The sequence below is a fragment of the Oleiphilus sp. HI0043 genome, assembly GCF_001634935.1.
Genome location: NZ_LWEY01001778.1, coordinates 16,732 through 29,163 on the forward strand (window position 1 = coordinate 16,732; position 12,432 = coordinate 29,163).

The following is a 12,432-nucleotide window of genomic DNA, read 5'->3' on the forward strand; positions in this document are numbered from 1 at the left end:
CTATTGCTCCCTGCTTGCAAAGTCAATTCGCGGGTCAATAAAGACGTATGTCAGGTCGCTAATGAGTTTTAGAATTAGACCAACCAGGGTAAATACGTAAAGCGTTCCAAACATAACCGGATAATCGCGGTTGAGTACAGCTTCGAAACCAAGCAGTCCAAGGCCGTCAAGCGAAAAAATTACCTCTATCAACATCGAGCCTGTGAAGAATATACCGATCAAGGCGCTAGGCATTCCTGCAATAACTATCAGCATGGCATTTCTAAATACATGTCCATATAAAATGCTTTTGTCTGTGAGCCCCTTAGCTCTGGCAGTCGTAACATACTGCTTGTTGATCTCATCCATGAAGGAGTTCTTGGTAAGCATTGTTAGAGTTGCAAAGCCACCTATAACGATAGCGGTAACTGGCAGTACTAGGTGCCAAGCATAATCCAGAATTTGCTCGCTTGTCGTCATGGTGTCAAAGTCTGGCGAGGTAAGACCGCGTAAAGGGAACCAGTCCCAGTATGTTCCACCAGCAAAGAGAACTATTAGGATAACGCCGAATAAGAAGCCAGGAATTGCGTAACCAACAATAATGACACTACTGGTCCAAAGGTCGAACTTGGAGCCGTCTTTGATCGCTTTTTTGATGCCGAGCGGGATCGATATAAGGTAGATGATCAGTGTTGACCAAAGACCAAGAGAAATTGATACCGGCATTTTTTCAAGGACTAAGTCGAGTACACTTTTGTCGCGGAAAAAGCTTTCGCCAAAGTCAAAAACAGCATAGTTTTTGATCATAATAAAGAAGCGCTCATAAGCTGGCTTATCGAAGCCATACATCTTTTCAATGCGCTCAATAAGCTCAGGGTCAAGGCCTTGAGCACCATGGTATTTAGAGGAGCTGCCAGAGCTGCTAGAACTTGAGGTGTTGGTAGATAGCTCTCCGCTACCGCCGCCTAAACGGCTTTGAACGTCTGAACCCATTCCCTGAATCTGTGCGAGCATTCGCTCAACGGGGCCGCCGGGTGCTGCTTGCACGATAATGAAGTTTAAGAGCATGATACCGAGTAGTGTCGGTATCATAAGAAGAAGTCTGCGAAGAATGTAGGCGCTCATTACTTACGGAACCACCACGTATCGATCGCTACTCCGGATTTGGGGGAAATTTCAGGTCTCGCAAGGCTCTTAGTGTAAGCGATACGCTCAACCGGGTTATACCAGTTAGGTATTACGTAGTGCCCGTGTAGTAGAACTCTGTCGAGAGCACGAGTTCGATTAACTAAAGACTTTCTGTCTGGCGCACTGATGACAAGATCAACAAGCTTATCCACGACAGGGTCTTGTATTCCGGCAATGTTTCTAGAACCCTGCGTATTGGCTTTTGATGAATGCCAGTATTCTCTTTGCTCGTTACCTGGTGAATTTGACTGACCAAAACCACCAACCATCACATCGAAGTCAAAAGAGCGGCGGCGATTTATATACTGGGTAGTATCTACGACGCGGATACCGGCTTCAATTCCAAGTTTTTCAAGATTTTTAATAAAGGGTTGTACTACACGCTCAAAGTCTTTCTGGAATAATAAAAACTCGAATGAAAAGGGCTTTCCGCTCTGCTTATTTGTCAGCTTGCCATCCTTCACAGACCAGCCTGCTTCTTTCAGTAACTTGATGGCTTTCCTTAAATTTTTTCGCAAGCTTGCAGGTTTTTCTGTGCTAGGTGAACGGTATTCACTTGTAAAAACAGATGATGGAAGTTGGTCTCTAAAGGCTTCAAGGGTGCTTAGCTCTTCACCAGTCGGCAAGCCCCGCGAAGCGAGTTCAGAGTTCTCAAAATAACTATTACTGCGTGCATATTGCCCATTAAACAAATTCTGGTTGGTCCATTCAAAGTCAAATGCATAGGCGAGCGCCTGTCTGACACGGCTATCCTTGAAAAGTTCTCTACGTGTATTGATAACAAAAGCCTGAAGACCGGCTGGGCGCTCGTGCTTAACTTCTTCTTTGATCAGTTCGCCGTTATCAAACTTTGGGCCGACGTAGGCGTTAGCCCAGTTGCGTGCAGTGTTCTCAATGCGGAAATCAAACTCGCCAGCTTTGAAAGCCTCCAATGCAACAGTGTTATCTTTGTAATATTCGTATACGATTTTATCGAAATTATACATACCCTTGTTAACCGCAAGATCTTTTGCCCAGTAGTTTGGGTTTTTCTTCAGTGTGACCGAGCGACCAGGGTCAAAGCTGTCGATCATGTAAGGGCCGTTGCCGACAGGAATATTTAGCGACGATTTACCGAAATCGTGTTTACTCCAATAGTTTTTGGAAAAAATCGGGAGTTGACCAATGATGAGCGGGAGTTCTTTATTTTGATTGGTAGCAAACTCAAAATGAATGACTGAATCTGAGCGAACCTCAACGTTTTTTACATCGGCATAGTAAGCTGCATAGAATGGTTGTGCTTTTTCATGCTTCGTTAGTGTTTCGAAACTGAACTTTACGTCGTCTGCTGTTATGGGGCTGCCATCAGAAAACTTGGCATTAGGGTTTAGCTTGAATGTAACTGATGAACGGTCATCAGGCGTCTCGATTGTTTCGGCAATTAGTCCATATTCGCTGAAAGCTTCATCACTCGCATGCTTTGTGAGACTTTCATACAAGTAGCGAACACCCGCGGCAGAAACGCCTTTAATAATATAAGGGTTGAAACTGTCGAAGTTATCACCGACAACGCCTAGTTTTAATGTGCCACCCTGGTTTGCAACAGGGTTGACGTAGTCAAAATGCTCAAAAGACGGGTCGTATTTTAACGAACCATGCATTGCAATACCGTGCTGAGGATTTGCAGCAATAGTGAAAGTTTGAAAGATGAGAGTAAAAAACAAAGCGAATTTAAAATGCATGGCTTATTTTGCTTATTGTAAATGTAGTTGAAAAATCTAGTCTCAATGCACACTTTAGTGCAAATTACAGGATGAAAGATCGTAAAGTTAAATGATAGACTCGTCTATAGCTTTTATCACCTTAAAGGCTTACGAAATATTTAGTTAGGCAAAACTGTTATTTAAGTTCGTTTTTTACAAGGCCGCAACGCTGGCATTTTGACACCGTTACAAGCTTGCCCTGTTTAACGTCGAACTTTGAGTTGCTTATAACCTTCCACTTATGAAAGCCGCTTTTGCATAAAGTTTTGCCTTTATGCTTGGCCTTTGGGGATGGTTTTTTAAAGGGAATTACATTAGACATAATAAGAGCTTTCGTTGCTTGAAGGCCTGAATTCATCGTTATAAAAGGCTTAATGCCTATTAAGAGTTGTTGCAATACTGATGTTACCAAGACGCTACTTAGATCGCTACGCCTTATTTGTTGGCCTTAGTTTTTTGCTGCATGCGATTATAATCGGCGTGGTTATGCTTGCTCAGGTGGATAAAGATGAAGAGGAAGAAAAGCAGCATAAAGTTCTGATAAAATTAGATAATCCTATTAATGAAGAGGAAGAGGAAGAGGAAGAGGAGGAGGAAGAGGAAAAGCCTTTAACAGAAGAGAAAGCTAAAGCAGAGAAAGCTAAAGCAGAGAAAGCTAAAGCAGAGAAAGCTAAAGCAGAGAAAGCTAAAGCAGAGAAAGCTAAAGCAGAGAAAGCCAAAGCAGAGAAGGCTAAAGCNGAGAAGGCTAAAGCTGAGAAGGCTAAAGCNGAGAAGGCTAAAGCTGAGAAGGCTAAAGCAGAAAAAGCCAAAGCAGAGAAGGCTAAAGCAGAGAAGGCTAAAGCAGAGAAAGCTAAAGCAGAGAAAGCTAAAGCAGAGAAAGCTAAAGCAGAGAAGGCCAAAGCAGAGAAGGCCAAAGCAGAGAAGGCCAAAGCAGAGAAGGCCAAAGCAGAGAAATCGGGTGGTGCTTCCAGCCACAAAGGTTCCGGTCAGGCTTCGAATTTAAAGACTATTAAGCCGCGTCAAAGACTTGTAGATGGCATACCGGGTTCAGAATATCTAATAGATAAGAAAACGCTTAGGCAAAACTTCGTACTGACTAAAGAGGGTGAGGTTTTATATAAGTATGGAGCCGTCAAAGCTAAGCAGATTGAACAATCAATGTCACCTAGGCATAAGCTCATTGCGAGTGACTATTTGAAGCAAGGCTTTAAAAAAATTGAAAGCAACCTGGTAAGACCGAAAAGAAGTTACAGAGATGTTGGTAAAACCTATTACGGTCAAATTACATATTTACAGGACAGTGAAGGCTATTTTTATAATGTTGTATTTAAACAGCGTTCTGGAAGTGAAGATCTAGATAAGGCATTTATGGAAGCTTTATTAAAAACTGGGAGACTTGCGCCACCAATCGATCCAAAGGTTAGAAACTATTTTTTATATCGAAAGGGTTTGCTCTATTACGGTGAGTCTGATTTTGCTAACTAGTTTTAAGCGTTAGGTATCTTCGTTTTGGGTGTGGACAAGATAAAAGATCGTTGGCGTTTTGGTGTTCTACTTGCTGTAAGTATTATCATACATTTGCTCGCTTTAATCTTTTATGTGTGGCGAACGCAACATAGTGAGAATGAAGTCGAAGAAACGTCTGTCGTCCAAATTAAATTGATAAAACATCACTTAGAAGAACCAGGACCAGAACCAGAACCAGAACCAGAACCAGAACCAGAACCAGAGCCAGAACCAGAGCCAGAGCCAGAACCGAATCAGGATTCGGATTATTTTTCTCCGGTGCATAATGCACAGGAGTTTTCGTCCAGTAATCAAACAAATCGAGAGGCCAAAGAGGTGTTTTTTGGTGATGGCGGGGTCGAGCGCGGAGAGCAGCTAGCGAATAAAAGTATTTTAAATGAGGAGCCTGAGAAATGGAGTCAGTTGCCTGACCCTTCAGATGATCTGGCGGCCTCTGAGAAAAAAACACAGAACCAAACAGATGAAACTGAGTCAATAAGCCGGAATCTGTTAGATACGAGTACTAAAGGTGTTAATAAAGTGGCTGAACAATCTTCACAGCTGAATGACATGGATGAGCGTAACAATGTAGAGGAGAGCTCCATTATTCCTTCGTATATGGAAGATGTATATGGTGAATATGAGGCTGATACCGTTCTTTTAGAGGAAAAGAGTCAAGGAAACCCAGACACTCATGTTGTTGGGAATATCAGCTTGCTCGGTGAAGATGAACTTGAGAACGTAACTGTTGAACAACCATATAGCGAACAAGAAAGTGAAGAACTGCGTATGGTTAATAAATTTCTTGAAAGAATGAATAAGCAGGTTAACGAAAAATGGAATAATCCATACAAAGGTAGGCAAATGCATAGAGGTGTTGCAAAGCTAGAGCTGGACGAATACGGAAATGTCGTTGATGTATTTATCTTCTTGCAGAGTGGTCTCCCTGCTTTGGATGACTCGGTTGTTCGTGCAATTCGAGCCGTAAAGCGCTTTGACGTCCCAAAAAATACGATTATCGCCGAGCGATACAGCCACTTACGGTTTCACTTTAGTTCCATTGAGTTGGAGAGAGATAAAATGCCATTTGAAGTGGATCAATCCCATATTAAAGACGAGAGTGATTAGATGCACGTAAGATCAAAGGTTATTGAACGCAATTCAGAACAGTTTTCCCAGTGCAGAAAGTTGATTATTTTTGGTCCACCCCCTGGTGATCCTCTTGAGTATTTAAATCCTGAAAAGGTAATTACCTTTGATTATCGAGTATATCGGTCTTTAAAAAACTCTCTTGGTAACAAAGTCTTATTTAGTTTGGGTAATGAAGGTCTTGAGGCTTGTGATGCGGTGATCATTCACATCCCAAAAGCAAAGGCAGAGTTGGACCTTATCTTGGCCTATGTTACGCCTCTGTTGTGTCAAGGTGGTGATATCTATCTCGTGGGTGAGAAAAAAGCCGGAATTGCTAGTGCGGCTAAGAAGTTAAGCTCATATAGCAGTGATGCTAGCAAGATTGATTCAGCTAAACACTGTCAATTGTGGCATGCAAGCCTAGATCAAAAAGTCGAGCCGTTTAGCTTAAAAGATTGGATGACATCATTTGATGTTGAGGTGAATGACATATCCTTAAAAGTGGCTGCTATACCAGGTGTGTTTAGTATCGGTGAGCTCGATGAGGGTACTGAGCTACTACTGGCGAATATGTTTACCCGTCTAGAGGGGCGAGTATTGGACTTTGGTTGTGGTAGTGGCGTACTAGGGTGTTATACAAAACTGCTCAATCCAGGTATTAAGCTGGAAATGGTTGATATTAATTTGTTGGCCCTAAAGTGCGCTGAAGAAACTGCGCGGCTAAATAACATAGATGTAGATATTTACCCCAGTGATGGCTGGGCTGAGGTAAAAGGTAGGGTTAACGCCTTAGTGACGAACCCGCCATTCCATCAAGGTGTAGATACTGAATACACAACTACTGAGGGGTTTATTAAAGGTGCCAAAGATAAATTGACAAAGCACGCACCTTTTCTTTTAGTTGCGAATTCTTTTCTTAAATATGCATCGATTATTGAGGCGAGCATGGGGCGCTGCGATGTATTGGCTGAAACCACTAAGTTTCGTGTGTATAAGGCCTTTCGCTGAAGCTTGAATTATTTATAAGCAAAAAAAAGCCCTTGCATTGCAAGGGCGAGTCCACTCTAGCTTTACGCTAGCGATAAAAACCTGAAAAAATGAATTGCGTTCATTGGGTTAGATAATACTTCTTAGAATTAGAATGTTCATACTAAAATTTGAACTGGCTCACAAATATGTTTTATTGACTATTACTTGCCCTGCTTCTAAAGCATAAACCATTGGTGCATGTAACGGTATGTGATATTTTACATATATATGTGACTGTTGGTCGGCTTATAAATATTACTATAGCTTATCGACTTGAGCACAAGGAATACTGAATAGGTGGAGATTCCACCTAACCCTCAGGAGTACTCATGAAGACGGGTAGGGCTGTAATAGCCAAAAATAACAAGAATATATTCAAGCAAATTCCTGTAGCTGCTAAAAGCTGTGCTTTAGTGGTGGGCCTTACGTCGCCGTGCGCGTTTGCTGAGTTACAATTCCTTGACGATAGCTCATTATCTAACGTTACGGGTAAAGCTGGTTTGACTATTGATATAGAAACAAGGGTACATATCGGCGAGTTCGAATATGTAGATGCTGGTTCTATGTATACGAAAGATTACTCCTTGACTGGAATCGGTGGCGGCTTAGTAGACAACCTTCGCGCAAAAATTGACGTGACAGATGGTAACGAAACATTGGCAACAGGGTTTTCCGATGTTGCGCTCCTGGCCACTGCTGGTTTTTTTGATACGAGTGAAACTGATGTTGCCTGGGCTATCAATGAGTATGCTGATGGTGCTGGTGGGTTTGGGAAGCAGTACGGCGATGGCGATGTGCTTATTCACGTTACGTCACAAGACCTTGGGTTCAGTGATGCCGTCCTCACTGGCAATACTCCACCTCCACCGTCTACGCACGCATCAAATCTTGATAATTATAAAAATGCTGTTGATCTACATATTCAGGAAGCCGAGTTTGGTATACGTGCTTCAGACGGCAGTGTTGAGACTGCCTTAAGCAAGAATTTCTCAGTGGAAGCTTACCTAGGTTATTTAGATATAGTTATTAAAAACCAAGGAAATGACTTTCATGATACGACCGGCAATTCTTCGAATGGTAAGCCAAGAAATATATTGCTAGCTGATTCATATCTGGGGATCGATGCGAAATTTCGTGTAGAAGATTTGGATATTGATAGTACGAACAATGCGACCAATACAATCATACCTCGCTCAGTAACAAACCCTTATTTAACACTGCGTGATATGAGAATTCATAATGAACGTGGGAATGATACGCTTGGTAGTTTTGGCTTTGCAAGTGTTCAAAGTAAGTTGGCTGCAGCGCAACACATCATCCATAAAGATGGGGATGCTTTGATTCATGTTGATGGCCAAGCAATCTACGATATAAACGTTGCGTGGGATTGGGATCTACCCCATGTCTCTTTCGGAGATACAGGTCAAAGCATCGGTTCTGTCTACTTTACTGATTTCCATATCTCGGATACTTCACTCGTCATTTCGGCACATTAGAATATTTGCTTGATACGATTAGACCTAAAGCCAGCATTTAAGCTGGCTTTTTTGTGCTCATGAATCGCTCCACGGTATCAACGATGGTCTGAGTTTGAGGGTCAATTTCTAGGTTCACTGCATCATCTACCTTGAGTTCACCAAAGGTTGTTACCTCTAGTGTTTCAGGTATTAGATGAACGCTAAAGGACTCATTAGATACTTCGCCTAGTGTTAGACTGCAGCCATTTAATCCGGCAAAGCCTTTAGGTAGGAGGTATTTTTGGAGATTTTCGGGTGTTGTGAAATAAACTGTATGGACATCGTTAGCTGAGTCAATTTTACATATTTCAACGCTGCAATGGATATGCCCAGACATTAGATGGCCGCCTATCTCATCACCAATAGCCGCGGCTCGCTCAAAGTTAACTTGGTCGCTTTCTTGTAGCGAGCCAAGGTTTGTTAGTTTAAGTGTCTCGAGCATTACGTCGAAGTTCGCCCAGTTTTGCTCAAGATCAAAGGCGGTAGCGGTCAGACAAGTGCCGTTAATTGCAATACTTGCGCCTTTACTTATGTTTTTCAATGCGCCATCAGGAAAACCTATTTTTAATGTTTTTAGATTGTCTGTACCTGAAATTTCAAGAATGCTTGCTTTACCTTGAACGATGCCTGTGAACATAATTCCTTAAACTCTCATTTTAATATGGCTAGTGTTTGTGAGGAGGCGTTTGTCGAATTAGTGCGAGAGTGTTTCAGTGAGTGGCCACGATAAAGTGGCACTGTATTACTCGAAATAGCATTTCTGGCCTATTACTCGATCGCGCCCAGCTTCCTTTGCTTTATACAGGCATTGATCGGCAATATCCAATAGTTTAATCGCGTGCTTGATTGTGTCTGTAGTAGGGGTGGCGTTGGATACACCAATGCTCACAGTTAAAAAGGTTGAAATGCCCGAATCCAAAAACTCGTTTTCTTTGAACTGCTCACGTATGCGCTCGGCAAGTCGCATAGCACCGTCTAATGTCGTATTGGGTAGAAGCACTGCTATTTCTTCACCGCCATAGCGTGCGACGGTATCCGAAGGTCGATGGATAACTGCTTTTATCAGCTCGGCAGAGCGAGTTAGACAGTAGTCACCATACAAATGTCCGTATTTATCATTAAGGACCTTAAAGTGATCTATATCGATCATAATAACTGAAAAGCTGAGGCTGTCCCTCGCAGCACGGTGAATTTCTTTCTTAAAGGTCTTATCGAAATAGTAGCGATTCTTTAGACTAGTAAGGCCGTCAGTTACGCTTAGTTCCTTAAGCTGCGTATTCGCTTCTTCGAGCGCTTCGGTGCGTGATTTAACGATTTTATCTAAATCCTGATTCATTTTGATTTGCGCATCGAGTAGTGCATCTTGAGCTTCAACTCGCAAGTCTTTTTCATAATTTAACCTGTCAGCGAATGCGATAGAGAGAAGTGTCAGCTCGATTAGAGTGCCAAGGGATAATGCGTTTTCATTGAAAATATTTGGTTCTATAATTCGGTTATTTTCTAATAGGAAAATAATGACCGCACCTAAATAGCTAAACCAGGCCAAAGCAAAATAACGAGCAGTTTTAATCCCTTTTAGCCAGTATTTCACACCAAGGTAAAAGCCGGTCATTACCATAAAGCTTACAGCGATAAATGTACTTTTTAATGCGAAGCTATAAGAAATTAAGAAGCCGGATAGTACCGTCAATATGAAAGTCAGAATTAGAAGCTTTATCAGTACAAGGTCTCGCTTAGAGCTTATGTAGTCGATACCAATAAAATTCTTAATAAATGTTATCGCACTAATGCCGGTAAAAGCGGCAGAAAATACAACAGCGTGGTAATTAAATAGGGGGTAGTTTGGCCATAGATATTGAAAAGCGAGACCAGAAAGCACTAACTGGATGATTGCGCATGAGCTTAGGTATATTAAATAGTAAAGATAGCCTTTATCCTTTACGGTGAGATAAATAAAGCTATTGTAAAAAAGCATAATCAGGATTGCGCCGAAATATATCCCGGATAGAAGACTAAAAGATATGTTTTGCTTACTTAACTCATTTTGGGTAACGATTGAGAGCGGGAGTTGCAATACACCTTCTGACTGTATGTTTAGATATACGTCAAGCTCTGTATGGTTTTCTGGAATACTAAAAACAAAAGTAGGTAAATCTACCTTTCGGCTTTTAAATGGTAAGTGGTCGCCGGTATTGACTTGTTTGACGATGCGGCCGTCATTGACAAAATAAATCGATACACGGTCGTGATGAGGGTAATCTAATTTAACAAAATACTGTTGGTCGATATGAAAGCGCTGTTTGTGTAGCTTAAAGCGGAACCAGTAAGGCGCGTTCGTCTGCCCAAAGTGCTGAATGTGCTCGGTATTTTTTGTCCATTTATTTTTATCTATTGCTAGCACATCATTGATGCTTGCCGAAAAGGAACTGTCCAAGTAGTAATCTAGATAAGGTAGTGCATTAACTTCATCTACTATTTTGCTTACCTTAATTGTTTCGTACTGCGATGACGTGCTTTGTGCTAAGGATGGCTTAGAAATCGCGAGACTGACCCACAGCCCAATAGTGGCAATAAGCAAGATAAGCCATGCCATTTGAGAGCGTTCAGGAAGTAGGTCTATCTTTCTGTGAATGCTCATGCTCTGCTCAGAGTCCGATGTGCGTAGTTAGCTAGTGATTGGTGTGTAGTTGTTAGTATAGTGGATGTCTGAGAAATAGTTTCTAGAAAGCCATAAAAAACGCCGGATTTATAACAAATATGATAACCGGCGCAACTTGAATTTTGTCTAGTTTAGTTTTTAGGTCTGTCTATTGTTGCGAGTAAGGGCGAGGGTGCCTTGCGTTTTTAATAGCCCAGAATCTAAGCAAAGATGATAAGTAAGAGGCTATAATTACTAAAGTTGTTCAGATGGCATCCGATAAACTATAGCAACACCAAAGGGAAATCTTAGTGACTGCGCAACAAACAAACAATGCGGATACAAGCAAAACTGCATCTCTTGATAGCTTGTTAAATGATATCGATCAAAATAATGGCTTGGCCTCTGGTGATGACGCAGAGGAAAATAGCAGGCGCAAGACTCCCGATCGACGGCATACAAGCAAAAAACCTCGAGGAACTGTTGAGCGTCGTTTAGAAGACGACCGACGCCAAAAGAAAAGTATTGTTGATAACGCGCGAGAGCGTATTCTTGCACAAAAGGCCGAATTAAAACTGCAGCAACATAGGAAGAAGATATTACTTGCAGGCTGTGAGCCTGTAATGGGCTTGAACTATGATCACCTCGCAATGGACGATTACCCCGATAACACCTTGGTAGCCGAAGCTCGGAGAGATAGAGATTACTGGGTACTTATATGTGCTATTTTCGCGTCCTTGTTTGTATTTAGTTTGTTAGGTTTGCTTGATGCCTGGGTTGGTGGTGTTGGTTGTGGTATGGCTTTTCTATCTGCTTTTTTTGCATTCTCTCCTATGCGGAAGTTCTTTTTCTCTCGTCCACATTTACATGAGTTGCTAGCTAAAAGAAAGGTGATCGAATACGGAGCTTTACACCATATTCAGTACCTTGAAGGCACTGACGGGCTCGCATGGCGTTGCCAAAAATTGACAAAATTCAACCCGAACTTATCCAAGAGCCTCTTTAACGGTATATATCGTTACTCTAAAGATCGATCACTGCTAAACTATATGCAAAACAAAAAGACAATTCGTCTGTATTTGTTATTAATGGTTGAAGCTCAAAAGGCCTATAAACGCTTGGAAAAAGAATATCTAGAGAGCCATTTTAAGCATCTTGACCAAGGCTGGGATGACAGAATTGATGAGCTTGAAGCTAGCAAACTTGAACAATCGTTAAATAAGTCGGTAGGCGAGCCTGAGCAGAATCTAAAATCTTGACTTTAAGCTAGATCAAACGTATGTTTCAAACATCTGTTTGGAATATATATACTAAAAGAATTATATGGCTTATACCGAGACTGTTAACCGAATACTTGATGCTGCCGAGGTTCTCTTTGCTGAAAAGGGCTTCTCAGAAACTTCACTAAGAATGATTACGGGCAAAGCCGGTGTCAACTTAGCGGCGGTTAACTATCATTTTGGTTCAAAAAATGCGCTTATCCAGGCAGTGTTTAATCGCTTTCTTGCACCGCTAAATGAGTTAATGGTTGAAGGTCTGCGCGAGAATAACTGGGACAATGAAGGTTGCACACCAAGTATAGAAGATGTTCTAAGGTTGTACACGAGTAGTCTGTTAAAGATACCTACACGCAATAAAAATGGTGTTTCTATATTTATGCGAATGCTTGGCCTTGCTTATACTCAATCACAAGGTCATTTGC

The 12,432-nt window shown here is 41.7% G+C and carries 9 protein-coding genes; 5 read left to right on the plus strand and 4 right to left on the minus strand.

The window, feature by feature from the left end:
- Both A3729_RS27400 and A3729_RS27405 read right to left on the minus strand, forming a co-directional pair.
- Positions 1-1,104, minus strand: a complete 1,104-nt coding sequence (locus tag A3729_RS27400; protein WP_068509072.1) for a microcin C ABC transporter permease YejB — start codon at positions 1,102-1,104, stop codon at positions 1-3.
- Entirely contained in the window at positions 1,104-2,888 is a 1,785-nt protein-coding gene (locus tag A3729_RS27405; RefSeq protein WP_068509069.1) for an extracellular solute-binding protein, read from the minus strand. The genes A3729_RS27400 and A3729_RS27405 overlap by 1 nt, the downstream gene beginning before the upstream one ends.
- Before the next feature lie 1,536 nt (positions 2,889-4,424).
- On the opposite strand from A3729_RS27405, the gene A3729_RS33565 reads away from it, so the two are divergent.
- The 3 genes from A3729_RS33565 (at position 4,425) to A3729_RS27430 (ending at position 8,071) form a co-directional block, all read left to right on the plus strand.
- On the plus strand, positions 4,425-5,543 hold the full coding sequence (locus A3729_RS33565; protein WP_197476163.1) for a TonB C-terminal domain-containing protein: 1,119 nt from the start codon (positions 4,425-4,427) through the stop codon (positions 5,541-5,543).
- Positions 5,544-6,554: a methyltransferase gene (locus tag A3729_RS27425; protein WP_068510522.1), complete on the plus strand. Its 1,011-nt coding sequence runs from the start codon at positions 5,544-5,546 to the stop codon at positions 6,552-6,554.
- Between the two features lie 350 nt (positions 6,555-6,904).
- Positions 6,905-8,071: a DUF6160 family protein gene (locus tag A3729_RS27430; protein ID WP_068510524.1), complete on the plus strand. Its 1,167-nt coding sequence runs from the start codon at positions 6,905-6,907 to the stop codon at positions 8,069-8,071.
- Positions 8,072-8,108: 37 nt separating this feature from the next.
- On the opposite strand, the gene A3729_RS27435 is transcribed toward A3729_RS27430, so the two are convergent.
- The gene (locus tag A3729_RS27435; RefSeq protein ID WP_068510525.1) at positions 8,109-8,729 is read right to left on the minus strand and encodes a riboflavin synthase; all 621 of its coding nucleotides are present in this window, start codon (positions 8,727-8,729) and stop codon (positions 8,109-8,111) included.
- A gap of 105 nt (positions 8,730-8,834) precedes the next feature.
- A complete protein-coding gene (locus A3729_RS27440; protein WP_068510527.1) occupies positions 8,835-10,730 on the minus strand; it encodes a diguanylate cyclase in 1,896 nt (631 codons plus the stop codon).
- Between the two features lie 311 nt (positions 10,731-11,041).
- Here A3729_RS27440 and A3729_RS27445 point away from each other — a divergent pair, with 311 nt between their 5' ends.
- Both A3729_RS27445 and A3729_RS27450 read left to right on the plus strand, forming a co-directional pair.
- A complete protein-coding gene (locus A3729_RS27445) occupies positions 11,042-11,989 on the plus strand; it encodes a hypothetical protein (RefSeq protein WP_068554402.1) in 948 nt (315 codons plus the stop codon).
- A 64-nt stretch (positions 11,990-12,053) separates the two neighbouring features.
- On the plus strand, positions 12,054-12,432 hold a 379-nt coding region (locus A3729_RS27450), incomplete at its 3' end, for a TetR/AcrR family transcriptional regulator (RefSeq protein ID WP_156498173.1).

Coding starts and splice junctions, on each gene's coding strand:
- A3729_RS27400 (WP_068509072.1), bottom strand. CDS start 1,104: ATGAGCGCCTACATTCTTCGCAGACTTCTTCTTATGATACCGACACTA.
- A3729_RS27405 (WP_068509069.1), bottom strand. CDS start 2,888: ATGCATTTTAAATTCGCTTTGTTTTTTACTCTCATCTTTCAAACTTTC.
- A3729_RS27425 (WP_068510522.1), top strand. CDS start 5,544: ATGCACGTAAGATCAAAGGTTATTGAACGCAATTCAGAACAGTTTTCC.
- A3729_RS27430 (WP_068510524.1), top strand. CDS start 6,905: ATGAAGACGGGTAGGGCTGTAATAGCCAAAAATAACAAGAATATATTC.
- A3729_RS27435 (WP_068510525.1), bottom strand. CDS start 8,729: ATGTTCACAGGCATCGTTCAAGGTAAAGCAAGCATTCTTGAAATTTCA.
- A3729_RS27440 (WP_068510527.1), bottom strand. CDS start 10,730: ATGAGCATTCACAGAAAGATAGACCTACTTCCTGAACGCTCTCAAATG.